Source organism: Rhizobium sp. AC27/96 (genome assembly GCF_001692325.1).
Lineage (GTDB): Bacteria > Pseudomonadota > Alphaproteobacteria > Rhizobiales > Rhizobiaceae > Rhizobium.
On record NZ_LXKN01000029.1, the window covers coordinates 20,241 to 45,470 of the forward strand.

The window sequence follows — 25,230 nt, forward strand, 5'->3', positions numbered from 1 at the left end:
TAGACTATCAGAGATCGCTGTTGTCAGCAGCAGACTTCAGCGCGTCTTCCGGAGAAGACTGGCCGAGCAGCGATTCCTGGATCGCCTGCTGAAGTGCCGTGGACAGTTCCTGATATTTGGGCGTGTTCGGACGCGGATACATGGCGGCGAGGCCGACCTTTGCGGCCGCGATCAGTTCTTCCTGGCCCTTGGTCACGGCCGGGTCGCTATAGGACGATGCCCAGATCGGCAGGCTGAGCTTGGCATACTGGTTCTGCGTCGCCTGCGAGGTCATGAACGTGATGTACTTCCAGGCCTCATCCGGATGCTTGCTGGCCGTGGTGATGCCGAGACCCATAGAGCCATTGACGGCCGAAGCCTCGCTCTTGCCGGCAACGCCCGGAGCCGGCACGACGCCGACCTTGCCGGCAACCTTGCTGTCCTTCGGGTCGTTGGCCATGTTGTACATGTAGGTCCAGTTCAGCGCGAAGGCGGCATCGCCGTTTTCGAAGACCTTGCGGACGTCCTCTTCGAGGAATTCCTTGGAGTTCGGATTGGTGAGGCCGGACTTGTAGCTGTTGACCATGTATTTCAGCGCATCGAGGCCGCCGCCATTCTGAAAGTCCGGCTTGCCGTCCTTCAGGAAGTCGCCCTTATAGGCGCTGACGAGCGTGGTGTAGTCGCAGATTGCGGCTTCCGCCTGCGACCAGCTCCAGGCGATCGGCGTTGCCAGCAGGCCCTTGTCCTTGATTGTCTTGGCCTGTTCGTTCAGCTCGTCCCAGGTCTTCGGCGGCGTCTTGATGCCGGCCTTTTCCAGGATTTCCTTGTTGTAGAACAGATACTTGGTGTCGAGGATCCACGGCATGCCATAGTACTTGCCGTCATACTGGACCGTCGTCCAGGCGCCTGGCAGGACGTTCTTCTTCGTGTCGTCGGAGATGCGCGAGGAAACGTCGACCAGAACCTTGTTGGTCGCGTATTCGGCAGGCCAGATCACGTCGAAGAGCACGACGTCGTAGCCGCCGCCGGAGCCCTGCGCCAGCACGGTCTTGTCGTGCAGGCCTTCGTAAGGCACGAATTCGAGATTGACCTTGATGTCCGGATTGGCCTTGGAGAAGGCATCCGTCATGGCGCGCACGTCGGCTTCGCTATAGGCGGCCTGCGCCATGAAGAGGGCATTGATCGTCGTTTCGGCAAAGGCATGCGAGGCGAAAGATACGCCAATCAGCGCTGCGCCGAGCAATGTCTTGTTCAATGATTTCAACATTCCATCCTCCAGTTTTTGACAGTCACGCGATGTTCCCGAGGGCGGCTGAAGCGTCGCCTTCGGTTGTCGGGCAGGCAATTGGCCGGGCATCTGCCGAACATGGATCGGCATGTCTTCGGAGCCCTGGAGCTCCCTGCGTGTTCCCTGATGAAACTCTGTGGTTTCTTTTAAGTCAATTGTCTTGACTAATTTGTTCTTCAATATTCTATTGGTGTCAAGAGGCAAAAACAGATGAACGATATTCGCCCGATCCGGGCTACGAGCGGAACGAACCACGAAGGCACCAGTGCCCATAACCGGCGGGTGATTATCGATGCCCTGCGACTGAACGGTGCGCTGTCGCGCGCCGATCTGGCGCGCGCGACCCGCCTGACGAAGCAGACGGTCTCCAACATCATGGAGGAGCTGGAAAACGACGGGCTGGTGACTTCGCGGGAAACCGTGCGGCGCGGCCGGGGCCAACCCTCGACGCCCTATGGCTTGGTGCCGGAAGGCGCCTTCGCGATCGGCCTGCAGATCGACCGTCACATCACACGGGCCATCGCTGTCGATCTGGTCGGCAATGTGTTGATCCGCAAGGAGGCAAACCTGCCGGCCGGTGGACCGGTCACCGGCACGCCCGTGGTGTTGCAGCTCGTGCAGGAAATCCGCACCGAGCTCAAGCTGCTTGCGGCACAGGCGGAGAAGCGCCTTGTCGGGCTTGGGGTCGCCATGCCGGGGCCGTTCGGCACCGACCAGGATGAGGCCGAAAATCCCTGGATGATGGGTCCCTGGCAGCGTTTCCCGCTTCTCGAAACGCTGTCGGCCGGCACCGGCCTCAACGTCACCCTGCAAAACGACGCCGCTGCCTGCGCCACCGCCGAGCGCATGGTCGGCGCCGCGCATGGGCTCGATCATGCCGTCTGCCTCTATGTCGGCTACGGTATCGGCGCGGGGCTGATCCTCGGCGGCGAGCTCTATAGCGGCGCCCGCGGCAATGCCGGTGAAATCGGCATGGCGCTATTGTCGGTCAGCGGCCGGCGAACCGTGGAGCATAACGCCTCCCTGGCTTCGCTTTACGAGCATCTGGGCGTCGATCCGATGACGCCTGATATCTATTCGCTGATAGACAAGCGTGCCGCCGCGGGTGATCCGGAGATTCTGGCCTGGATCGAAAAGGCGGCCATCGACCTGCGCTGGAGCGTGCATCTCATCGAAACCGTCTTCGATCCGCAGACTGTGATCCTGTGTGGCGGCGCGCCTGCAGCGCTTGCGACGCGGTTGATCGACGCCATGCAGCCGCTGTTGCCGTCCAATGCCGATCGCGCGGACCGGCCTTTGCCGCGCCTGCAGCTCGGCATGACAGATCCCTGGGCCGTTGCGCGCGGCGCAGCGGTCGAGCCGATCGGCCATGCCTTCGATCCGCGTTTCTCGGCGATCCTGAAGTCCTGACGTTTAGGGATGGCGCGGGCTTGCGCCGAGGCGAGCCAGCACCTTGTTCGGAATGCCGTAGCGCTGGATGATCTCGCGGCCATTGCGCAGGCCGCAGATCTCGCGATGAATGAACATGGCCCAGACGGCTTGTGCTGCGGTATCGACCAGCCGTTCGTGCTCGACGCCGTGCTTGCCCTTGGCTTCGGCCTCTTGCAGGGCAGCAAGCGCCGCCTCGACCTTCAGGCCGTTTTGGCCGAGCGTGCTGGCACGCTCCGACATCAGCTCATATTCGAGAATCCCGAGGCCGGTCGCCATCATGTTGGTGGGATTCAAACTGCCGGGCAGGCGAACTGTCATCTCAAGCTCCGCATGCTGATGATCTGTCCTCAGCCGATTCTGCACAATTCCAGCGTCATTTCCAGATCACGGCTGCGGCATTTTGATCGTCAGGACACGCAATGCGGGCCATTGAATTTCCTGTCGTCAGGACGCTTTTCGGGTGGCTCATGCCGGGTATTTGGGGTCCTATGCCAAGACCGCAAAGAGATAGCCTAGCCCTTGTGGTGTGATTCGGTGAAAGGATATCTGCATGACCAAAGCTTCACGAGACGCCGGTAAGCAGTATGTCTGCCGGATCATCGCCTCGCCCGTCGGAGAGCTGAAGCTTGTCGGCAGCGATGACGGGCTTGCCGCGATCCTATGGGACAATGATCGGCCCAACCGTGTGCCTCTGCTAATCGTTGCGGAGGATGAAAACCATCCCGTCCTGCTGGAGACGGAGCGGCAGCTCCGGGAGTATTTCGCCGGCGAACGAACATCTTTCGATCTCCCGCTCGACTTCTCCGGAACGGAGTTTCAGCGGAAAGTCTGGCATGCATTGCTGGCCATTCCCTTCGGCGAGACGCGTACCTACAGCCAGATCGCAGCGGAGATCGGGGCCGCCAAAGCGATCCGGGCGGTGGGCGCTGCCAATGGCCGCAACCCGATCTCGATCATCGCCCCTTGCCATCGGGTCATCGGCTCGGCGGGTGATCTCAGAGGATTTGCCGGCGGTCTCGAGCGCAAGGTCTACCTGCTGCGCCTCGAAGGGACCGAGACGAAAGCCTTCGACTTCGCTGCTTGAGCGAATGCCGCGGGATTGCCGGCAGCTCTAATGCAAACAGCCCATCCGGAAAGCCGGATGGGCTGTTTCGATTTTATCCATTTGGGCGCGGCTGGCGATGGCGCCGCCAGCCGCCGTATCGTCTTAGCCTTCGAGCCACTTCACCTGTTCGGGCGTCAGCTTGATATCGAGCGCCGACAGGCTGTCTTCCAGCTCGGCGATCGTGCGCGGTCCGATCAGCGGTATCACCGGGAACGGCTGGGCGATGACATAGGCAAGCGCGATGTGGATCGGGTTGCGGCCGAGTTTCTGCGCCAGTTCGATCGCCCTGTCGCGGCGGCCGAAATTGCGATCGGAATACCAGACGCGAACCAGTTCCTCGTCGTCTCGCTTGTCGCGGCCGGCACGGTCGGTGAAGAAGCCGCGACCCTGGCTCGACCAGGCGAAGTTCGGGAGCTGCTTGGCATTCAGCCAGGCTTTCCACTCATCGTCGGAAGCTGCGATGCATCCGGCCCAGATCGGATCGAGCATTTCAGCGAGCGAGAAGTTGTTGGAAAGCGCCGCCGGAGCTGCCTTGCCGTTCTTCTCGGCATAGGCAATTGCCCCGTCGAATCGGGCACGCGTCCAGTTCGAGCCGCCGAAGATGCCGCGAATACGGCCAGCCTTGACCTCCGCATCCATGGCATCCACGAACTCGCCGACCGGAATGTCGGTATTGTCGCGATGCATGAAGTAGATATCGACATAGTCGGTCTTCAGCCGGTTGAGCGACTGGTCGAGCTGTTTGCCGATCATGTCCGGGTAGCACAACGGCGAATGCACGCCCTTGCCGATCAGTACGATCTCTTCGCGCGGAACGTTCCGGCTGGTGTGCCAATCGCCGAAGATGCTCTCCGTCTTGCCGCCGCTATAGACATAGGCGGTGTCGAAGGCGTTGCCGCCGGCTTCATAAAAGGCGTCGAGCGTCAGGGATGCCGAGGCGAAGTTCGGGAAGAATTCGAAGCCGAGCATGACGAGCGATGCCGGCTTGGCGACGCCCGGAATGCTGCGCTTGGGAATGCTGTTGCCCTTGACGACGGTCGCACCGGCAATGTTCTTCGTCCTGTGGGTTGCCTTCTCGACCTCGTATTCGAGACCGATGGAGGCGCGCCATTGATCGAGAACCCGGAGATTGCCGATCGAATCCGCCCAGCCGATGCCCGGATAGGCAAATTCCTGTTTGCCTGCACGAATGGCATCGCCAGCGGCATCGACTTCGAAGGAATAGAGCCAGCGCTCCTCCTTGACTTCGATGGTCTGGCTCTCGCCGCCCTTGATGAGCTCGATCTTGCCGACGCCGCCCTTGTGGCCGGAAGCGAACCAGAAATCCGTGACTTCGAGGCGCCCTTCCGAGCCGATGATGCGCAGCGTGTTGTCCTGGTTCGCCATGATCGAGCAGGAGACTTCGGCAATGACGTTGTTCGGGAATTTCAGCACCGCCGATGCCCATTCGTCGACGCCCGTCTGGCCGAGATGGCCGACGCCGGAGACCTTGTCGGGATCGAGGAACGGCTTGCCGTCCCGAGCGCCGGCGATGAGGCGGGCCATCGACACCGGATAGCCGCCGACATCGAGAATGCCGCCGCCGGCCGTTTCGTTGGCAAACAGCCGGTGTTCCGGCTTGACGGTGCCCATGTTGAAACCGAAGGACGAGCGGATGATGCGCAGTTCACCGATCGCTCCGCTCTTCACCAGTTCGATCAGCTTGGCGGTCTGCGGATGCACGCGGTACATGAAGGCCTCGCCGGCAAAGACGCCGGCCTTCCTGGCTTCGTAGTAGATGGCCTCGGCATCGAAAGCCGAGAGCGCGATCGGCTTCTCGACAAGCACATGCTTGCCGGCGCGGATTGCCTTGATCGCCCATTCGGCATGGCCGGTGTGCGGTGTGGCGATGTAGACGGCGTCGATGTCCTTGTCGGCGAGCAGCGCTTCATAGCCATTGACGATGCGCGCGCCGGGGAAGCCGTCGCCGAGACCAGGCTTGTCCGGATTGCGGCTGGCGATGGCGACCAGCTTGCCGCTGCGGGAATGGGCGACACCCTCGGCAAAAGTCTGGGCGATCCTGCCGGGGCCAATAATGCCCCAGCGGATGGGTGTATCTGTACTCATGGAACGATCCTTTCGTAAATCTGCATGCTGTCTTGGGAGGGGTCGGAGCGCGCCACGTCGATCGCTGAAGCGCTCCAAGCCTTTGTTTTGGGCAATTCCGGACGGAAAACTGCTGCGCACTTTTCCTGGAATTGCTTTGAGGGCAGCGCCTACCGCAATCGGTTTCCAGCGCTGTCGAAGAGGAATGTCTTGGCCGCGGAAAGCGCGACGGTGAGCGTGTCCCGATTGCTGGTATTGCGGGACTCTTCGCGTTCGATGACGATCTGCTCGCCGCCGGCGATATTGGCGTAGATGTAGCTGGTATTGCCGAGATGCTCGGCCACATCGACATCGACGGTGAGATCGGCATCGCCTCGTCCGGCGTCGAGAAAATGCTCGGGGCGAATGCCGAGGGTCACATGTGCGCCGGTTTCGACGCCGACTGCCGTGATCGGCAGCGACAGGCGGACATTGCGCTGATCGCGAAGGACCACGCCGACGCGGCCGGGCTGGACGTCGGTGACCTCGGCCCGCATGAAATTCATCTTCGGCGAGCCGACGAATCCGGCTACGAACTGGTTGGCCGGATCATCGTAGAGGTCGAGCGGCGCGCCCACCTGCTCGATATTGCCGCTGCGCAGCACCACGATTTTGTCGGCAAGCGTCATCGCCTCCGTCTGGTCGTGGGTGACGTAGATCATCGTCGTGCCGAGCTTCTTGTGAAGGCGGGAGATTTCGACGCGCATCTGTACGCGCAGCTCGGCATCGAGGTTGGACAGCGGCTCGTCGAACAGGAAGATCTGCGGCTCGCGTACGATGGCGCGGCCGATGGCGACGCGCTGGCGCTGGCCGCCGGAAAGCTGCTTCGGACGGCGCTGCATCAGCTCGGTGATCTGCAGGATCTCGGCCGCCTGCTTGACGCGGCGGTCGGTATCAGCCTTCGGGTTGCCGTTCATGCGCAGGCCGAAATTGAGGTTCTGCTCGACGGTCAGATGCGGATAAAGGGCATAAGACTGGAAGACCATGGCGATGCCGCGATCGGCCGGCTCCATGTCGTTGACGACGCGGCCGCCGATCTTGAGTTCGCCGCCGGAAATATCCTCCAGCCCGGCGATCATGCGCAGCAGCGTGGACTTGCCGCATCCGGACGGTCCGACGAAGACGACGAACTCGCCATCCTTCACATCCAGATTGGCGCCGTGGATGATTTCCAGTGAACCGTAGCGTTTGACGATATTGGTAAGGGACAGTTCAGCCATACGGGTCTCCCGGAATTATTTGATTGCGCCGGCGGCGATGCCGGCGATGAAGTGGCGCTGCAGGAGAACGAAGATGATGAGGATCGGCGCCGTCAACATCACCGCGCCGGCCATGATGCCGCCCCAGGAGACCCTGGTGAGGCCGATAAGCGTTCCGAGCGCCACGGGCGCGGTCATCATTCCCGGCCGGGAATTGATGAGCAGCGGCCAGAGGTAGTTGTTCCAGGAGGCCAGGAACAGGATGATGGCGAGCGCCGCCATCGTCGGCCTTGCGAGTGGCAGGGCGATGCGCAGGAAGATCTGCCATTCCTTGACACCCTCGACGCGCGCCGCGTCAAACAGCTCGCCGGGCATCATCGAGAAGGCTTGGCGCATGAACAGCACGCCGAGCGAATTAAAGAGCGGTGGCACGATCAGCGCCACCCATGTGTTCGCAAGCCCGAAATCGCGCGCCACCATGATGAATTGCGGGATGATGACGACGGAATAGGGGAGCGTGATCGTCCCGAGGATGATGCCCACGACAACGGATTGGCCGAGGAAACGGTAGCGTGCGAGCGCCCATCCCGCCATCGACGTCAGCATCACAGACAGGACCGTATAGACGATGGCAACGACGATGGAGATCGTCATGGCGCCGATGAAGTTGGTGTCGGCCTGCAGGTTGCGGAAGTTGTCCATGAACCCTGTCGACGGCGTCAGGATGATGCCCGGGCTGAAAATGCCGTAATCAGGCATGGTCGAGAAGACGAACATCATCCACAGCGGAAACAGCCAGATGATGGCGAGCGGCGCCAGCAGGCCGTGCAGGGCGAGCGAGCGGATCAGATTGGATTTGGACTTTGATTTCATTTCGCTTCGCGCCCCACCCAGAGATTGAGAAGAGAGATGACCACGGCGAGCGCCGCCATCGTGTAGGCAACCGCCGAGGCGTAGCCGAAGTTGGTTGACTGAAAGGCCTGGCGATAGAGCAACAGGCCGAGCGTTTCCGTCCCGCCGCCGGGGCCACCTCTGTTGGTGATCAGATATGGTTCGGTGAAGAGCTGCATGGTGCCGATAACGGACAGGACGACGCAGAAGAGAATGATCGGCTTCAGGAGCGGCAGGGTGATGTGGATGAACTGCTGGAAGCGGCTGACACGGTCGAGCGTTGCGGCCTCATAGACATCCTCGGGGATCGATTGCAGCCCGGACAGGATGATGATGGCGTTGTATCCGGCCCAGCGCCAGGTGACGGCGATGATGATGAGGACCATGGCCGCATGGGAATCGGCAAACCACGATACCGGCGAAATGCCGACACCGCCGAGCAGCTTGTTGACGATGCCGAAATCGACGTTGAACATCAGGCGGAAGACGGCTGCATAGGCAACTTCGCCGACCACGACGGGTGCGAAGAAAGCGAAGCGGAAAACGCCACGCGCCTTGAGCAGTGGTGAATTCAGCAGCACCGCCATGACCGTGGCGAGCGTGATCATGACGGGGACCTGGACGATCAGGATGATCAGCGTGTTTTGAAGTGCGTTATAGAAGGCCGGGTCGCCGAACAGGCGCCCCCAATTGAGCGACAGATTGTAGACCCACGGATTAACCCGCGTGTTCTGGAACGAAATCAGGAACGAATCGATGATCGGCCAAACCCAGAAAGCGGCGAACACCAGAAGATAGGGTGCAAGGAACGCATAGGCGCTCCGGTTTCGCAACCGCATGAAAGCCTCCTCCTTTAAGCGCAGTGAAATGACGCGTGACATCGCATCCGCGCCGCCCCAGAGCGTGACGCCGAAAAGTGTAGGCGGTTTTCGGACGACATCACGCTCTGTTTCTTTGATTCTAGGGCGGCGGGGATGCCGGGCGCGGCTTGGGATGCGCGCCCGGCAGTGTCACTCATTTCGCGAGCGGCAGGCCTGTCGCCGAGGCGATCTGCTGGGCCGCGTCGTCGAGCGCCGCCTTGCCGTCCGGATAGCCGCCGGCAAGGTATTTCGTCTGGACGGCCTTTATGACCTCATCGGCGTCACTGAAATACTGGGTGCCGGGGCTCGGGTGGATTCTCGGCAGGGTGGCGAGAATATCGGCCCAGACCTTTTGGCCACCCCAGTAGGGCTGCGGTTCGTTGACGAAGGGATCCTTCACCGCCGACAGCAGCGACGGCACGAGGCCGAAGGATTTCAGCATGGTCACCTGGCCCTCATTGGTGCCAAGCGTGTATTCGAGGAATTTCCAGGCGGCTTCCTTGTGCTTCGAGCTGCTGGCGATTGCAAGCGACGAACCACCGAGATTGGCAGCATGCGGGCCGTCGGCCGTCATGCTTGGCATCGGATAGACGCCCCATTTGCCGGCAAGATCCGGCGAGGTCGAGCGCACGGTGCCTTCATACCAGCCGCCATAGAGCTGCGATGCCACCTTGCTTGCAGTGTTCGCCTGAATTTTTTCATTCCAGTTCGCCGCGGTCATCAGGCCCGCGTCCTTGATTTCCTTCACCTTGTCCAGCGCCTTGACGCAGGCGGGCTGGTTGACGGTGATGCTCTGGCTGTCACTCGAAAAATAGCCGCAGCCCTGTTCGTTGGCGAGCATGCGGAACCATTCCGTATCGCCGTTGAGATCGGCCTGCGTCATGACGACACCGGGATTGGCGGCAGAGATCTTCTTGCCGGCGGCGATGAAATCGTCCCATGTCTTGATCGTTGCCGGATCGACGCCGGCCTTTTCATAGATGTCCCGGCGGTAGAACATGGTGACGGGGCCGGAATCCCACGGCATTGCATAGGCGGCGTCGCCCACTTCGAGCTCGGCGCGCTTGAAATCCGGGAACTGCTTCTTGAGTTCGTCATTATAGCCGAGCTTCGTCAGGTCGCTCAGGCAGTCCGGAAAGCGGTTCCAGAAGATCGAAGCTTTGTGGTTTTCGATCGACATGACGTCGGGCAGGCCATCGCCGCCGGCAGCGCAGGCGGCCAGCATCTTGTCGAAGACCTGCGGGTTGCCGATGTCCTGAACATCGACCTTGATATCGGGATATTTCTTATTGAATCCTTCGACCGTGGATTTCAGCGCCGACGCGGCGATGTTCCAGCTCCAGACTGTGATGGTGGTTTGCTCTGCAAAGGCAGAACCGGAAGCGAGCAAGGCGGCAAGCGCCGTCGCCCCAGCAAGTTTTAAACGCATTGAAAATCCTCCCTTTTCAATTGCTGTCCGCAAGCGAACGCGTTTAAACTATCTGTCGGCACGCTTCTGTCTCCTAAAAAGGGAACATCGACTTGGCGAAAAGTAAGGTGGGTCAACGGGCGGTTTATCAGCCGGGTGCAAGCAGCGTCGAAGGGCTGCCAAATGTCCTGCAGATGTTCCATAACCACCCGTTGCCGATGGCAAAACCGCATTGGCACGCGCAGGTGGAGGTGAATTACATCGTGCGCGGAACCGTGCACTACCGCATAGGCGATCACGAGCTTACTTTGAGCGCGGGCGAGATCTGTCTTTTCTGGGGCGGTCAGCCGCATCTGCTGGACGATCTGTCGGAGGATGCGATCTATGCGGGCGCGCATCTGCCGCTGGTGCATTTTTTTCGCCTGCGCCTGCCGCTTGACATCTCGGGCCGCCTCATTCGCGGGCAGACCCTCATCAGCTCGGCGACCGATGCCGCCGACGACGAGAATTTCGCGCGCTGGCATCGTTACGTCATGTCCGAAGACGGCGCCAAGGCGGAACATGCGGTGGCAGAACTTCTCCTGCGCCTGGAGCGCATCGCCTTCGAACCCTACCGCATGGTGCCGGAGAAGCAGCAAAACCCGGCAAACGAGCAAGCCCATCCGCAATCCTCGCGCAGCCTGGCGAGAATGTGCGATTTCATCGCCGAGAATTTCCTGCATGACATCGATACGGTCGATATCGCCAAGGCGGCGCACCTTCATCCCAAATACGCAATGAACCTCTTCAAGAAATCGACCGGCATGACGCTGGCCAAATATGTGAACCTGCTGCGCCTTTCGCGCGCCCAGGCGATGCTGATGCGCGATGGCGCCAATGTGCTGCAGGTCGCCATGGATAGCGGCTTCGGTTCGATCAGCGCCTTCAACAAATCCTTCCGCCACATTGCCGGCATGACGCCTTCCGATTTCCGCCGCGACATGCGCGTTCTCTCCGCGATGAATGTCGAAGCCATCAAGCTTCCGATGCACCGGCCATCGCCGCAGTTCCATCGCTAGTTCCCCTTGCGGTCGCGGGCGATCTCGCGCATTGCTCTTGGCCGGTTGAGGAAGGGGAGAATCTCATGCGGCAGTTTTCGGCTTGTATCGAGTGGTTGTTCGCGCGCGACGGCGATGGCTTCGCCGATCGTATTCGTCTGGCGCATCAGGCGGGCTTGAGCGCAGTCGAGTTCTGGCACTGGACGAACAAGGATCTCGACGCGATCGCCGCCGCGGTCGCCGAGACCGGCATCGCGGTCTCAGGCATGGTGGCCGAGCCGATGATCGCGCTGACGAATCCGGCAAACAAGGAGGCTTGGCTCAAGGGCTTGCGGGAGTCGATTGCTGTCGCGCAGCGCCTCGGCGCCAGGGTTCTCATCGCGCAGGCAGGTGACGATCTACCGGAGTTTTCGCGCGTCGAGCAGCGCGCGGCTCTTGTCGCGGCCCTCAGCGCGGGTGCGGATGTCCTCAAGGGTTCGGGTGTTCGGCTCGGACTGGAGCCTCTGAACACCAGGATCGACCATGTCGGCTATTATCTGTCCTCGACGGAGGAAGGCCTCGATATTGTCGACGCGGTCGGCCGTGCGGAAATCGGCATCGTCTATGACATCTATCATTCGGCCGTCATGGACGAGAAGACCGAAGATGTCATAGGCGGCCGTATCGACCGCGTCGTGCATGTCCATGTCGCCGATCACCCGGGCCGTGGCGATCCCGGCACCGGTCACATCGATCTTCTCAACCGGCTGAACTGGCTGTTTGCCCAGGGCTATGATGGCAGGGTGGGGCTGGAATACAGGCCGCAGACAGGCGATGCCGAAGCCGTTCGCGCGGTGGTAAAATCATTGGGCGGCTGAAGCAGCCGTCTATGCCGGCTCCATCATGCCGAAGACGGCGACAAGCCCGATGACGACGAAACCGATGGTGATTTCGGCGATACTTCCGATGCGAAGCGCCTGCAGGGCGCGGCTCGGGTTGCGGCTCATCCAGGGAACGAAGATATAGCGATTGACGATCGCCAGCAGCGACATGCCCGCGACCAGCGCGATCTTGATGGCAAGCAGCGTCTGGTAGGGCGAGGACCAATCCGTCGGCAGGCGTTTGAGGATCAAAATGGTGTTGACGATGCCGGAGAGGATGACCAGCGCCACCGCCCAGTGTCCGGCAGTCGAGAAGCGGCGCAGCGCCAGTTGCGCCTCTGCCCTGCATTCCGGCCGGCTCAGTAGCCGGAGAATGGGGATCAGCGGCACGAGCGCCCCAAGCCAGCCGCCGCCAGTCAGCACATGGAGGACATCGTTGGCGCGGTGCGCCTGACGCAGCCAGCCATCCAGCATCGACGCATGGCCGGTCAATGAGAGGGTGGCAAGGCCGAGGCCTGACGCCAAGGCCAGTCCAAGCCGGCGCGGGCCTTCCGGTAGCAGGAAGGCGCAGAGCATCAAGACGGCGACGACCGCCTGTGCCTGCCAGGCTTGCCCGACTGTCGTATCGAACAGGACATCATGCAGAGTGCCGAGATCGGCGGCGTCGCTCCAGCCGTTGCCGATGATGGCCGTTGCCGCGGCCAGGGATATCAGCATCGTCAGGGCCGCGACCACCGCGATCAGAAAAAACGGGATTGAGGACATGCGCCAGACTGTGTTTGCGAGCTCCCTCGGCACCAGAAAGGAAAGATAGGCGCAGGCGCCCCAGAGAAGCATCAGCGATGCGTCGTGAAGAAAGCGGCAGAGTTCGAGCGCTGTCGTCGGATCCATCAGGGCTTCACGATAAAGTTACAAGTGCCATGGGAGTGACGTTCCGGGTTGATGCTAGGTTGGCTTTTGCTGGGCAATCTTAGGGACACCACGTCAAGGGCGCTGGAAAGCCAGCCTGCCATGATCCGGATGATGGAAGATTCTTCCGTCATGTTGTCAAGCGCGATAGGATTGCGGATACGCCCTGTCAACTTTCTCCATGCATAAAGGCGCCGTTCGGGACGCTTTGCCGCAAGGCAATCCGGTATCGCAGGCTTCGGTCGGTCACGATATCGCTCAGCAGCGCGGATTCCTGTCTTTCGGCACAGAATCGTCGCTTTTGAGTCCTTTTTGCAGAGTTTGTTAAGGCGTTCCGAGGTGTACGCTCGAAAGGGAGTTTCATGTCGGCAGCTAGAATACGCGAAAAAATGGCTCATGGTTTCGGCCATCGCCGGCGTCGCGAGTGGCTCGATAATCTTGATATGCCCACCTATGTCATCGGCGATGTGCATGGTCGCTACGATCTGCTGAGCGCGCTCGAGCGCAAGATCGTTGCCGATGCTGCGGGCTTGCCCGGCCAAAAGCTGATCATCATGCTGGGGGATTACATCGACCGCGGCCCGGCCTCGGCACAGGTCATCGGCCGGCTGATGGCACCACCGCCGAAAGGTTTCGATCGCATCTGCCTGACCGGCAATCACGAAATGGAAATGCTCGCCTATATCGATGGCGAGATATCGCTCGATGATTGGGTGGGGCTCGGAGGCGATGCCACTCTTGCCTCCTATGGCGCGGATATCCTGGCGCTGCGGGAGCAATATCCGAGTCAAAAGAAGCTCGATACCTTCCTGCGGACCTGGCTTCCGGACGATCACATCAATTTCCTGCGGCGCTTGCCGATCATGTTGGATACGCCGCAGGCCCTGTTCGTCCATGCCGGTATCGACCCCGACAGGTCGCTTGCCGATCAGCAGGATCATGATCTGGTCTTCATCCGCTCGCATTTCTACGACAGCGCACAGCCGCTGCCGAAGCTGATCGTGCATGGTCACACACCGATCAGCAAGGCCGAGGCCAGCGGGCTCCGGCTCAATCTCGACACCGGGGCCTACCGCACCGGCCGGTTGACTGCGGCCCGGCTATGGCAGGGCCGCATCAGCATTACGTCGACTTGATTTGCAGGCTTGGAGCATTTCCAGGAAAACTGCGCAGCGGTTTTCCGTCCCGAATGCGTAAAAACAAAGTGCTCTAGAGATTGCCGATGCAGAGGTACTTCATTTCCAGATAGTCATCGGCGCCGTGCCGAGAACCTTCGCGGCCGAGGCCGGATTGCTTGATGCCGCCGAACGGTGCCGTCTCGGACGACATCAGGCCGGTGTTGATCCCAACCATGCCGTATTCCAGCGCTTCCGCCACGCGCCAGACCTTCTTTAGGTCGCCGGCGAAGAAATAGGCGGCAAGACCGAATTCGGTGTCGTTCGCCTGCTGAACGACGTCTTCGACCGTCTCGAAACGGAAGAGCGGCGCCACCGGGCCGAAGGTCTCTTCGCGGGCGACCTTCATGGTCCTGTCGACACCGGTCAGAATGGTCGGTGCGAAGAATGTGCCGGCGCCTTCGATGCGCTTGCCGCCAGCCACGATGCGGGCACCCTTTGAAACGGCATCCCGAACATGATCCTCGGCCTTGGCGACGCCCTGCTCGTCGATCAGTGGCCCGACTGATACCCCCGGCTTGAAGCCGTCGCCGACCGAGAGTTCGGCGACCTTGGCAGCGAGCTTGGCGGCAAAGGCATCATAGACATTCGACTGCACATAAATGCGGTTGGCGCAAACGCAGGTCTGGCCGGCATTGCGATATTTCGAAGCCATCGCGCCTTCGACGGCGGCATCGAGGTCGGCATCTTCGAAGACGATGAAGGGTGCGTTGCCGCCGAGCTCGAGGCTGACCTTCTTGATCTGGTCCGAGCACTGGCGCATCAGGATGCGGCCGACTTCGGTCGAGCCGGTGAAGCTGATCTTGCGCACCTTCGGATTGCCGCAGAGCTCGCGGCCGATCGCTGGGCCATCGATGCCGACGATGATGTTGAGAACGCCGGCGGGAACGCCCGCCTCTTCGGCAAGAACCGCAAGTGCGATCGCCGTCAACGGCGTCTGCTCGGCGGGTTTGGAGACGACGGTGCAGCCGACGGCAAGAGCCGGCGCGATCTTGCGGGCGATCATGGCTGCCGGGAAATTCCAGGGCGTGATCGTACCGACGACGCCGACCGGCTGCTTGATGACGACCATGCGCTTGTCGTTGGATGGCGCGGGAATGGTCTCGCCATAGATGCGCTTGGCCTCTTCCGCATACCATTCGACATAGGACGCGGCGTAGAGGATCTCACCCTTGGCTTCCGGCAGCGGCTTGCCCATTTCGGCCGTCAGGATTGCTCCCAACTCGTCGGCATTGGCGACCATGAGATCGAACCATTTGCGCAGGATGACGGCGCGTTCCTTGGCCGGGCGGGCGGCCCAGGTGACCTGGGCTATATAGGCAGCATCGATGGCCGCGGTGGTCTCGGCGGCACCCATGTCGGGGAGCGAGGCAAGTACTTCGCCGGTCGCGGGATTGATCACGTCGAATGTCTTCGTTGCTCCACCCGCCGTCCAGACGCCGTTGATATAGCCGGCGGCGCGCAGGAAGCGCGAGGAGAAGGGGACATGCTTGGTCATTGCTGTTGTAAAGGACATTATATGCACTCCGACAGGTTCTCGCCCGGCAGGCCGCACGGGCGATCGTAGAGGAAACGGGGAAGGACAGCCGTTAGTGTGAGGCACTCGCCTCGATCATCGCGGCTTCGAGAATATCGAGCGCCTCGCTGAACACGCCGTCCTGGATGGTGATCGGCGACAGGAAGCGGATGACATTGCCGTGGACGCCGCAGGTCAGCAGGATCAGCCCCTTGTCGAGCGCGATCAGCCGCACCTTGTTGGCGAAATCGGCGCTCGGCAGCTTCGTTGTCACATCGTTGAACTCCACGGCGTTCATGAAGCCGGGGCCGCGAATGTCGACGATCTCAGGCACCTTGTCGCGCAGCGATTCCAGCCGCTGCTTCAGGCGCGATCCGAGCTGATTGGCACGGTCGCAGAGGCCCTCGTCGGTGATGACGTCGAGCACGGCATGGGCGGCTGCAATGCCAAGCGGATTGCCGCCATAGGTGCCGCCCAGGCCGCCCGGTGCCGGCGCGTCCATGATTTCGGCGCGGCCGGTGACGGCGGCCAGCGGGAAGCCGCCGGCAAGGCTCTTTGCCATGGTGACGAGATCGGCTGCCACGTCATGATGATCCATTGCGAACATCTTGCCGGTGCGGGCAAAACCAGTCTGGACCTCGTCGGCAATGAGGAGAATGCCATGCTGGTCGCAAATCTCGCGCAGCGCCTTCATGAAGGCTGCAGGCGCCGGATAGAAGCCGCCTTCGCCTTGCACGGGTTCGAGGATGATGGCGGCGACGCGCTGCGGATCGACATCGGCGGCAAACAGCTTCTTCAGCGTCGCCAGCGACTGTTCGACGGTCACGCCATGCAGCGGCACCGGGAAGGGCGCATGGAAGACATCGCCCGGCATCGGGCCGAAGCCGATCTTGTAGGGCGCGACCTTGCCTGTTAGGGCCATGCCCATGAAGGTGCGGCCGTGGAAGCCGCCGCCAAAGGCGATGATAGCGGAGCGGCCGGTGGCGGCGCGGGCGATCTTGACGGCATTCTCGACCGCTTCGGCGCCCGTCGTCACGAAGATCGTCTTCTTGGCGAAATCGCCGGGAACGATGGCATTCAGCCGCTCAGCCAGATGCACATAGCTCTCATAGGGCACGACCTGATGGCAGGTGTGGGTGAAGCGGTCGAGCTGCTCCTTGACGGCGGCGATGACGCGGGGATGGCGATGGCCCGTATTCACCACGGCGATGCCGGAGGCGAAATCGATGTAGCGGTTGCCTTCCTTGTCCCAGATCTCGGCGTTTTCGGCGCGGTCGGCGTAGATTTGCGTCGTCATGCCGACGCCGCGGGAAATGGCGGCGTTCTTCCGATCAGTCAGGGTCATCGCTGTGGCTCCAGGGAGGGCGGTTTAAATTAGCTTGCAGAACTTCTGCAAGTTCTGTAGAAAATTCCTACATTTTTCCTGCAAGATTTCAAGCGAGATTTTGTGGCGGTGACAAGAATACGCCGAGGGCTCAACTCCAGCGCAGCAGGTCTTTAAAGGCCTGCCAAGGATGCTGTAGCGGGCGCTTCATCCATGCTAAGCAGAGCAAAAGACTTGGTATCAGGGATTATTGGCAAATGAGCAGCATCGAGCCCGTGCGCTACAAAGTGGCGGAAGCGGCGCGTCTTGCCGGCGTGTCGGCCTCCACGCTGCGTCTATGGGAAAGCCAGGGTCTGGTCGTGCCCTTTCGTTCCGAAACCGGGCATCGCCAGTACAGCGCCGAGGATGTGGCGCGGCTGAAGCGCATTTCCTGGTTCCGTGCCGAGCGCGGCCTCAACCCGGCGGCTATCCGCGAGGCACTGGAAACCGAGGATGCCGTGGCACTCGGCGCCGACAATGGCGAGCAGGTGGCGCCCTCCGGCATTGGCCGCAAGCTGCGGGCGCTGCGCCATGCCGCCGGCCGGACGCTGGATCAGGTTGCCGCCGATATGGGCATGACCTCATCGACGCTATCGACACTGGAGCGGACCTCGCAGGGCGTCAGCTTCAAGACCCTCCACGATCTCGCGGATTACTACGGCACAACCGTCTCGCGGCTGTCGGGCGAGGAACGCGAGGATGTTCCGTCGCTGATCCGGTCGGGCGAATGGCGGGCCTGGCCGGCAACGACGCCGGGCGTCACCGTGCAGTTGCTCGCCGAGGGAAGGACGATGATGGACTGCCATCGCTTCGTGCTGGCGCCGGGCGCGACCAGCGAGGGCGCCTATCGCCATGACGGCGAGGAGTTCATCCACGTCCTCGCCGGCCGTCTGGAGCTGGTGCTCGACAGCGACCAGTTCTTCGATCTTCTGCCGGGCGATTCGCTTTATTTCGAGAGCCGCCGCTATCACTCCTGGCGCAATCATCATGACGGCGAAACCATATTGCTCTGGATCAATACGCCGCCGACATTTTGAACGGCAGCGGTATCGTCATCCCCCTGTCTTTTCTATAGAACTGACGAAAATCGAATTCAGACGACAGAGCCCGGAGAATCCCATGGCTGCCACCATCCGTTACCACGAAGGCGATATTTCCGCCGCCGATGCCGCCCGCTATACCGGCGCCATAGCCATCGATACGGAAACGCTTGGCCTCGTTCCGCGGCGTGACCGGCTTTGCCTTGTGCAGCTTTCGCCGGGCGATGGCACGGCCGACGTCATCCGCATCGCCGCCGGCCAGAAACAGGCGCCCAATCTCGTCACCATGCTTGCCGATCCGGCCCGCCAGAAGATCTTTCACTATGGCCGCTTCGACATTGCCGTCCTGTTCCATACCTTCGGCGTCACCACCACACCCGTCTTCTGCACCAAGATCGCCTCGCGCCTCTGCCGCACCTATACCGACCGCCACGGTCTGAAGGACAATCTCAAGGAAATGCTCGACGTCGATATTTCCAAGGCGCAGCAGTCGTCAGACTGGGCGGCGGAAAAGCTGTCGCCGGCGCAGCTCGAATATGCCGCCTCCGACGTGCTCTATCTCCATGCGCTGCGCGAAAAGCTGACACAGCGCCTGCTGCGCGACGGCCGCATGGATTATGCGGATGACTGCTTCGCCTTCCTTCCGACCCGCGCCAAGCTCGACCTTCTCGGCTGGGAAGAAGCGGATATTTTCGCCCATAGCTGAGAGCTTCGCCCTGCGGGTGAAATTCACGGGGCCGGTGCCGCAAAAGTGGCATCGTCCTCCTTAATTTAGTGATCTTTTAAGGAATAGGCTGCTATTTTGCAGCTGATTTCCAGCCCGGCGCATCTGCGCTTGCCATCTCGGTCATCGGGCAATTGAAAATCCACCGGCCGCATGAGCGGACCCTGACTGAACCTGCCCCCGCTTCCATCGTCGTCTTGCCAGACAAAGGAGCATGTCATGTTGCTTCCCGTTGGTGCCGTGTCTGTTGTGGGTGTGCCCGTCGAAAAGCCCGTAGTCGCGACGGCGGAGACCGCCGGGCTCCAGACGGCAGCAACGCCGGTTGCTGTTCTGTCGAGTGCGGTCAATACCAGCGTCGAAGGCAAGTTGAACCTGCTGCTGGCCGCAGCGCGTGAACGCATGTTTGATAGCCTGCTTTCCGCCATCGATGCCGCCAGCGCGGTGCTGAACGTTTCCCGCGAACCGGGTGAAAGCAACGCCGCTTTCGCCCAGCGTGTCGCCGTTGCAATTCGCAGCCTCTCGCCGCAACAGCTCGTCGTCGCGCAGCAAAAGCTGGACGCGCAGCTGAGCACAAGGGTGCCGCTGCCGCTGCTGGCCGAGGTGTTGCAGGAGCCCGAGAGCCCGCAGGCGGTGCAACTGGCTCTCAATCTGGAGCGGTCAGCGGCTGCCGAGCCCGATGCCGTGCTGAAGGCGGTCGTCAATTCCTACGGTCAGAATGCCGGCGAGGCAAAGCCGGTGCCGGCCCAGACGCAGGCGCCCGGGGCCGCACCATTGCAGAAGGTAGCTGCCCTGGTCGCTCAGGCGATCAGCCCGGCGCTCCCGTCGGAGGAGCCGCTGGCGCCTTTGGCCACCCAATCCACGGCACAGCCGTCGCCCGCACCACAGGAAGCGTCTCAGCCGGATACTGTGGCCCAATCGGTGCCCACCGCCGCCCAGACAGTCCCGCTGCAGGCACCCGCGCAAAATGGAGCCGTTCCGCCGCAGCAAGCGACGTCAGCAAGCCCGAACACCGGTACCGCCACGATTTCGCCCTTGCAGCTCGCCTCCCTGGTCGAAGATCTGGCCGCGGGACCGCTGCTGGCGGCGATCGTCGCCGAGGCCACGCTTCCGACCGAAGTCGAACTGATCAGATCGCCGCTTGCGCCGCCACCGCCGCCGCGCGACATCCAGCAGATCCAGGCCGATCTCAAGCAGGGACTGCAGGTCGTCATCAGCCCGTCAGTGATTGCCACCAATCCCGACCTCATGCAGATCATCAGCAATCCCGGAGCTTCGGTCGAAAAAACCATAGCGCAGGCGCTGACCGGCAACGGGGCAGGGCAGGCATCGCAGCCGCAACCTCCCGTCGATGACAATGGCAGGAGCCGGCTTGTTGCGGCGAGTGCGATACCGGTCGCGTTGGCTGAAGAGCCTGAATTGCCCGTTTCCGCTGCGGCACTTGCCGGCAAATCGCAGCCGCCGGCGCCTTCTTCGGCCGGCATGGCCATGTACGATACGGCGGAGCAGGCGGGGATGCCGGTTCAGGTGCCGGTGGTTGGCGTTCCCTTCGTCGTCGCCAACTACCTGCCGGCAACCACTCCTGCCAAAACAAGCGAATCGAAACGGGTCGATCGCGTGGATCCCATTGCGGATGAAGAAGGGGAACGTGCCGACGACGGCGAAACGCCGCAAGATCAGGATGACGCGGATTCAGAGCAGCGGGATACGCAGCCGCAGACGGCTGCAGGGACTCCCGATGATGCGGAATCAGACCTCGATGCTTCCCGCCAGGGCGCCACTGTCACACCGGAATTGCCTGCCTTGCCGCAACCTTCGCTCGCCGATCGCCAGCGCGACCACGCTTTCGATTTCTATCGCCGCATGGTGGCCTGGGAATAGCCGGGATCGTATCGCAGCCAAAGAAAAACCCGCCGGATCGCTCCGGCGGGTCTTTTGTTTCCAGGCTTCTACCGAGGATTATTCGGCGTTGCGGTTCTTCAGAGCCGCACCCAGGATGTCGCCGAGCGAAGCGCCCGAGTCGGACGAACCGAACTGAGCAACAGCTTCCTTCTCTTCTGCGATTTCCAGAGCCTTGATCGACAGCATGATCTTGCGGTCCTTCTTGGAGAAGTTGGTGACGCGAGCGTCGACAACCTGACCAACCGAGAAACGCTCCGGACGCTGTTCGTCACGGTCACGCGACAGATCGGCGCGGCGGATGAACGAGGTGATGTCTTCGTGGCTGACGAGCTTCACTTCGATGCCGCCTTCGTTGACTGCGATGATTTCGCAGGAAACGACTGCATTCTTGCGCAGGTCGCCGGAAGCTGCTGCTTCGCCGACTGCGTCCTTGCCGAGCTGCTTGATGCCGAGCGAGATGCGTTCCTTGTCGACGTCGACGTCGAGAACGACAGCCTTGACGACATCACCCTTGTTGAACTCCTCGATGACCTGTTCGCCCGGACGGTTCCAGTCGAGGTCGGAGAGGTGCACCATGCCGTCCACATCGCCGTCGAGGCCGATGAACAGGCCGAATTCGGTCTTGTTCTTGACTTCGCCTTCGACTTCGGTGCCGGCCGGATGGTTGCGGGCGAACGCAGCCCACGGATTTTCGAGCGTCTGCTTCAGGCCAAGCGAAATACGGCGCTTGGTCGGATCGACTTCGAGAACGACCACTTCGACTTCCTGGCTCGTGGACAGGATCTTGCCGGGGTGAACGTTCTTCTTGGTCCAGGACATTTCCGAGATGTGGATCAGGCCTTCGATGCCCGGCTCCAGCTCGACGAACGCACCGTAGTCGGTGATGTTCGTGACGGTACCGGAAATCTTCTTGCCTTCCGGATACTTGGCCTGGATGCCATCCCACGGATCGCTCTCGAGCTGCTTCATGCCGAGCGAGATACGGTGGGTTTCCTGGTTGATGCGGATGATCTGTACCTTGACCTGCTGGCCAATGGACAGGATTTCCGACGGATGGTTCACACGGCGCCATGCCATGTCGGTGACGTGCAGCAGGCCGTCGATGCCGCCGAGGTCAACGAACGCACCGTAATCGGTGATGTTCTTGACGACGCCGTCAACAACCTGGCCTTCTTCGAGGTTCTGAACGATTTCAGAACGCTGCTCGGCACGGGACTCTTCGAGAACCGTACGACGCGATACGACGATGTTGCCGCGGCGCTTGTCCATCTTGAGGATTTCGAAGGGCTGCGGGTTGTGCATCAGCGGGGTCACGTCGCGGATCGGACGGATGTCGACCTGCGAACGCGGCAGGAAGGCGATAGCGCCGTCGAGATCGACGGTGAAGCCACCCTTGACCTGGTTGAAGATGACGCCTTCGACGCGTTCACCAGCTTCGAACTTGACTTCGAGCTTGATCCAGCTTTCTTCGCGGCGAGCCTTTTCGCGCGAGAGAACGGCTTCGCCAAGCGCGTTTTCGATACGCTCGACGTAGACTTCGACTTCATCGCCGACCTTGAGCGTGCCGTCCTTGGCGCGCGCACCGAATTCCTTCAGCGCGATGCGGCCTTCGACCTTGAGGCCGACGTCCACAACGGCGACATCCTTTTCGATGGCCGTGATGATACCCTTGGCGACATAGCCTTCGGCCAGATCGTTCTTGGCAAAGGATTCTTCGAGAAGGGCCGCGAAATCTTCGCGAGAGGGGGTTGTTACAGACATAAAATCTCCTGGCGTGTCCCGATCATGCAATCTGGACACTGACGCGCCGGTGGTTCGCGTTAAACAGGCCTGACCCCAGTCCGCCTCCCCTTCGGGAAGCTATCCGGCGCATGGACGGAATGTCAGGCTATTGATTGGCGGTTTCGGGCGCTAGGAACGCGCGAAAGCCGCTCATATTGTCATGCATTTCGGCTCAGAGCGGCGTCGATGATCGACTTTGCCGTCTGAAACGCCGCTTCTATACTCATTTCTGAGGTATCAAGCAAGTACGCCTCTTGCGCAGGGCGAAGCGGACTGTCGGTGCGGCCCATATCGCGCTCGTCGCGCCGCTGCACATCTTCGAAAATGGCCGCGTAGTCGGCGCTGCCGCCGGCCTCGACGATCTCTTCGTAGCGCCGTCTCGCCCGCACCTCGGCAGAAGCGGTGACATAGAATTTCACCGGCGCATCCGGGCAGACGACGGTGCCGATATCGCGCCCATCGAGCACAGCGCCCGGTTCCTTCAGCGAAAAGCGGCGCTGCGCCTCGACGAGAGCCCGGCGCACCGCCGGCATGACGGCGATCTTCGATGCCGCCTCGCCGATCTCGTGTTTCGACAGGATAGTCCGGTCGAGCCCGGCGAGGTCGACCTTGCGCGCCATCGCCTCGGCGACGGCTTCGTCATCGAGCGGCAGGCCGGCATCCAGCAGGGCCTTGGCGGTTGCGCGGTAGGTGAGGCCGGTGTCGAGATGGTGAAAGCCATAGGTTTCCGCAATCCGGCGCGCCAAGGTTCCCTTGCCCGCCGCCGCAGGCCCATCGATGGCGATGATCATTCTTCTTCTGTCCCCAGCCTTAATCCAGATATTACTTGCTGTAGCGTCGCACCAGATCCGCCATTTCGGCGGCGTCGGTGCGATCGATCGTGTCGAGGCCACCGGCCACGCCCTGCCGGTCGGCAAGCGGCCGGTTCTGGCTGACTTTCCATTTGCCTTCAATCGTTTCCATGTCGATCTCGATGCCGATGATACCCTTCAGCTGGGCCGTAACGAATTCCGGCGGAGCATCGTCGACTGCCCAGGGCTGCGGGCGGCTGCTTTCGTTCTCGCCTGTCAATGCGCCGATCTGGGCGCGCAGCCAGGTGGGATCGTCGATCGTCCGTGCGCTGCCGCGAACCTGCACGATCGCATAGTTCCAGGTCGGCACGACCTTGCCGGTTTCCTGCTTCGTCGCATACCAGGACGGCGTGATATAGGTGTCGGCGCCCTGGAAGACGACGAGGACCGGTGCGCCGGCTGCGATTTCCTTCCACTGGCCGTTTGCCCGCGCGACATGCGCCTGCAGCGTGCCCTTCGGCGAAGAGCCGGTCTTGAGGTGAAACGGGATGGCATTGGCCATCAGGCCGCCATCACCAGCCGTAACGAGCAATCCGAGCGGGTGCGCCCGGATAAGGTCGTGCTGCGTATCGAGATCGTCTTCGCGATGTTGGGGCGGCTGATACATGGTTCCGGTCCGTTTGCTGTCGCCATCCTGGGGCACGTGATGAAGGTAGGCTGCCATCTGCTTGCCTGATCGCGCTCTAGCAGTCCTCGACCTCGATCGTCGCGCCCAATCTTGTCATCATATCAAAAAAACAGGAAAAGCGGTGGCCTTGCGATAGATGTTTTGGAGGCGCAACTGCTCTTCAATAGACATCGGTTGACCCATTCTGCCGCAATGCGCGAAAACCGTGTGCAGAGCGGTATGAAGTTTAGCTTTGACAGAAACGACCGCAACGATTAAGGGGACCGGCTGATATTTCCCTTAAAACGCCGGCTTCCCCGGCATTGCCGAATTTCCATTCGGCCATTCATGAGGCTTTGACAGTGGCGAAAGCGGACCTTGGAACAAAACGTACCGATCCGGATAACGGCAAGAAGTTCTACGACTTGAACCGGGATCCGGTGATCTCGCCCTATACCGGCAAATCCTGGCCATTGTCCTTCTTCGAGGAAACCTCGGCTGCGAAGGAAGTTCCGGAAGAAGAAGAAGTGGCCGAAGTCGATACCGAGAACACCGAAGTCGAACTGGTGTCGCTCGAGGATGCCGACGAGGCAGCCGCCGGCGGCGACGATATTCCGGATATCGGTGACGACGAAGTCGAAATCGATGACGATGACGACGATACCTTCCTCGAAGCCGATGAAGATGAAGATGATGACGACATGAGCGACATCATCGGCGTTACCGGCGACGACGACGACGTCTGATCTCAAGGGCAATCGGCCCGGGCAGCAAGAAAAGTGTTCCGGGCCGAATTTTTCGGCTTGCTATCTGTAAAAACCACAAGTAATAAGCCGCCACCCCGACGGGCAACGCGCTCGGAAGGGACCCAGGGCCGGTCAAACGGCACCACCTTGATGGGGCTATAGCTCAGCTGGGAGAGCGCTTGCATGGCATGCAAGAGGTCAGCGGTTCGATCCCGCTTAGCTCCACCAAATTTTCCAAGCTTATTCAGATGGTTAAGTTATTTTGTGATCCCCACCCTCGTGGCGCGGCAGTTTGGGGAAGCACTAGGGAAGCGCGCGCCCACGGCTTCGTTGGCTTCACGAAAATTGCCGCTCCCGCATCGTTTGGTATGAAATACTGGCTCACACCATGGGCTGCGAAAAGCGACGCAACAAGCCACCCTCAGTCGTGGGACTC

Annotated in this window: 22 protein-coding genes and 1 tRNA gene; 10 read left to right on the plus strand and 13 right to left on the minus strand. The window is 61.2% G+C overall.

Annotation, left to right across the window (positions count from 1 at the left end; translation table 11 throughout):
- Nucleotides 1-7: 7 nt before the first annotated feature.
- On the minus strand, nucleotides 8-1,246 hold the full coding sequence (locus tag A6U86_RS21280) for an extracellular solute-binding protein (protein WP_068394969.1): 1,239 nt from the start codon (nucleotides 1,244-1,246) through the stop codon (nucleotides 8-10).
- Nucleotides 1,247-1,477: 231 nt separating this feature from the next.
- Here A6U86_RS21280 and A6U86_RS21285 point away from each other — a divergent pair, with 231 nt between their 5' ends.
- Nucleotides 1,478-2,677, plus strand: coding sequence for an ROK family transcriptional regulator (locus A6U86_RS21285; RefSeq protein ID WP_068394976.1), 1,200 nt, complete (start codon nucleotides 1,478-1,480; stop codon nucleotides 2,675-2,677).
- A 3-nt stretch (nucleotides 2,678-2,680) separates the two neighbouring features.
- Here A6U86_RS21285 and A6U86_RS21290 read toward each other — a convergent pair whose 3' ends face one another.
- On the minus strand, nucleotides 2,681-3,016 hold the full coding sequence (locus A6U86_RS21290) for a DUF6665 family protein (RefSeq protein ID WP_068395028.1): 336 nt from the start codon (nucleotides 3,014-3,016) through the stop codon (nucleotides 2,681-2,683).
- A 232-nt stretch (nucleotides 3,017-3,248) separates the two neighbouring features.
- Between A6U86_RS21290 and A6U86_RS21295 the strand changes: the two genes are divergently transcribed.
- Nucleotides 3,249-3,782 carry a methylated-DNA--[protein]-cysteine S-methyltransferase gene (locus tag A6U86_RS21295; RefSeq protein WP_068394978.1) on the plus strand — a complete coding sequence of 178 codons (534 nt, stop codon included), beginning with the start codon at nucleotides 3,249-3,251 and terminating at the stop codon, nucleotides 3,780-3,782.
- Nucleotides 3,783-3,905: 123 nt separating this feature from the next.
- On the opposite strand, the gene A6U86_RS21300 is transcribed toward A6U86_RS21295, so the two are convergent.
- The 5 genes from A6U86_RS21300 to A6U86_RS21320 form a co-directional block, all read right to left on the minus strand.
- The gene (locus A6U86_RS21300) at nucleotides 3,906-5,909 is read right to left on the minus strand and encodes an aldo/keto reductase (protein WP_068394980.1); all 2,004 of its coding nucleotides are present in this window, start codon (nucleotides 5,907-5,909) and stop codon (nucleotides 3,906-3,908) included.
- Between the two features lie 149 nt (nucleotides 5,910-6,058).
- Nucleotides 6,059-7,147 carry an ABC transporter ATP-binding protein gene (locus A6U86_RS21305; protein WP_068394982.1) on the minus strand — a complete coding sequence of 363 codons (1,089 nt, stop codon included), beginning with the start codon at nucleotides 7,145-7,147 and terminating at the stop codon, nucleotides 6,059-6,061.
- Nucleotides 7,148-7,162: 15 nt separating this feature from the next.
- The gene (locus A6U86_RS21310) at nucleotides 7,163-7,999 is read right to left on the minus strand and encodes a carbohydrate ABC transporter permease (RefSeq protein ID WP_068394983.1); all 837 of its coding nucleotides are present in this window, start codon (nucleotides 7,997-7,999) and stop codon (nucleotides 7,163-7,165) included.
- Nucleotides 7,996-8,856: a carbohydrate ABC transporter permease gene (locus tag A6U86_RS21315; RefSeq protein WP_068395029.1), complete on the minus strand. Its 861-nt coding sequence runs from the start codon at nucleotides 8,854-8,856 to the stop codon at nucleotides 7,996-7,998. Before A6U86_RS21315 ends, A6U86_RS21310 begins: the two co-directional genes overlap by 4 nt.
- A gap of 175 nt (nucleotides 8,857-9,031) precedes the next feature.
- Nucleotides 9,032-10,306, minus strand: a complete 1,275-nt coding sequence (locus A6U86_RS21320) for a sugar ABC transporter substrate-binding protein (protein WP_068394985.1) — start codon at nucleotides 10,304-10,306, stop codon at nucleotides 9,032-9,034.
- A gap of 86 nt (nucleotides 10,307-10,392) precedes the next feature.
- Between A6U86_RS21320 and A6U86_RS21325 the strand changes: the two genes are divergently transcribed.
- Nucleotides 10,393-11,343, plus strand: coding sequence for a helix-turn-helix domain-containing protein (locus tag A6U86_RS21325; RefSeq protein WP_068394986.1), 951 nt, complete (start codon nucleotides 10,393-10,395; stop codon nucleotides 11,341-11,343).
- Nucleotides 11,344-11,408: 65 nt separating this feature from the next.
- Nucleotides 11,409-12,179 (plus strand): TIM barrel protein, encoded by a 771-nt coding sequence (locus A6U86_RS21330; protein WP_068394988.1) that lies wholly within the window; start codon nucleotides 11,409-11,411, stop codon nucleotides 12,177-12,179.
- Nucleotides 12,180-12,188: 9 nt separating this feature from the next.
- Here the strand turns inward: A6U86_RS21330 and copD are convergent, their stop codons facing one another.
- A complete protein-coding gene (gene copD, locus A6U86_RS21335; RefSeq protein WP_068394989.1) occupies nucleotides 12,189-13,073 on the minus strand; it encodes a copper homeostasis membrane protein CopD in 885 nt (294 codons plus the stop codon).
- Nucleotides 13,074-13,480: 407 nt separating this feature from the next.
- Between copD and A6U86_RS21340 the strand changes: the two genes are divergently transcribed.
- Nucleotides 13,481-14,227 (plus strand): metallophosphoesterase, encoded by a 747-nt coding sequence (locus tag A6U86_RS21340; protein ID WP_244510046.1) that lies wholly within the window; start codon nucleotides 13,481-13,483, stop codon nucleotides 14,225-14,227.
- A 73-nt stretch (nucleotides 14,228-14,300) separates the two neighbouring features.
- On the opposite strand, the gene A6U86_RS21345 is transcribed toward A6U86_RS21340, so the two are convergent.
- Nucleotides 14,301-15,782 (minus strand): NAD-dependent succinate-semialdehyde dehydrogenase, encoded by a 1,482-nt coding sequence (locus A6U86_RS21345; RefSeq protein WP_068394992.1) that lies wholly within the window; start codon nucleotides 15,780-15,782, stop codon nucleotides 14,301-14,303.
- A 73-nt stretch (nucleotides 15,783-15,855) separates the two neighbouring features.
- Nucleotides 15,856-17,127: a 4-aminobutyrate--2-oxoglutarate transaminase gene (locus A6U86_RS21350; RefSeq protein ID WP_068394995.1), complete on the minus strand. Its 1,272-nt coding sequence runs from the start codon at nucleotides 17,125-17,127 to the stop codon at nucleotides 15,856-15,858.
- Between the two features lie 236 nt (nucleotides 17,128-17,363).
- Between A6U86_RS21350 and A6U86_RS21355 the strand changes: the two genes are divergently transcribed.
- The 3 genes from A6U86_RS21355 (at nucleotide 17,364) to A6U86_RS21365 (ending at nucleotide 20,787) form a co-directional block, all read left to right on the plus strand.
- Entirely contained in the window at nucleotides 17,364-18,182 is an 819-nt protein-coding gene (locus tag A6U86_RS21355) for a MerR family transcriptional regulator (RefSeq protein ID WP_068394997.1), read from the plus strand.
- Nucleotides 18,183-18,264: 82 nt separating this feature from the next.
- Nucleotides 18,265-18,891, plus strand: coding sequence for a ribonuclease D (locus tag A6U86_RS21360; RefSeq protein ID WP_068394999.1), 627 nt, complete (start codon nucleotides 18,265-18,267; stop codon nucleotides 18,889-18,891).
- Between the two features lie 237 nt (nucleotides 18,892-19,128).
- Nucleotides 19,129-20,787: a hypothetical protein gene (locus A6U86_RS21365; protein ID WP_068395001.1), complete on the plus strand. Its 1,659-nt coding sequence runs from the start codon at nucleotides 19,129-19,131 to the stop codon at nucleotides 20,785-20,787.
- A 78-nt stretch (nucleotides 20,788-20,865) separates the two neighbouring features.
- Here A6U86_RS21365 and rpsA read toward each other — a convergent pair whose 3' ends face one another.
- The 3 genes from rpsA to A6U86_RS21380 form a co-directional block, all read right to left on the minus strand.
- A complete protein-coding gene (gene rpsA, locus A6U86_RS21370; RefSeq protein WP_068395003.1) occupies nucleotides 20,866-22,569 on the minus strand; it encodes a 30S ribosomal protein S1 in 1,704 nt (567 codons plus the stop codon).
- Nucleotides 22,570-22,748: 179 nt separating this feature from the next.
- Nucleotides 22,749-23,381, minus strand: a complete 633-nt coding sequence (gene cmk, locus A6U86_RS21375; protein ID WP_068395005.1) for a (d)CMP kinase — start codon at nucleotides 23,379-23,381, stop codon at nucleotides 22,749-22,751.
- A 31-nt stretch (nucleotides 23,382-23,412) separates the two neighbouring features.
- Nucleotides 23,413-24,048, minus strand: a complete 636-nt coding sequence (locus tag A6U86_RS21380) for an FMN-binding negative transcriptional regulator (protein WP_068395031.1) — start codon at nucleotides 24,046-24,048, stop codon at nucleotides 23,413-23,415.
- A gap of 362 nt (nucleotides 24,049-24,410) precedes the next feature.
- Here A6U86_RS21380 and A6U86_RS21385 point away from each other — a divergent pair, with 362 nt between their 5' ends.
- Together A6U86_RS21385 and A6U86_RS21390 are read left to right on the plus strand one after the other, a co-directional pair.
- Entirely contained in the window at nucleotides 24,411-24,794 is a 384-nt protein-coding gene (locus A6U86_RS21385) for a TIGR02300 family protein (protein ID WP_068395033.1), read from the plus strand.
- Between the two features lie 152 nt (nucleotides 24,795-24,946).
- Nucleotides 24,947-25,022: transfer RNA gene (locus A6U86_RS21390), tRNA-Ala, on the plus strand.
- The last annotated feature ends 208 nt before the right edge of the window (nucleotides 25,023-25,230 follow it).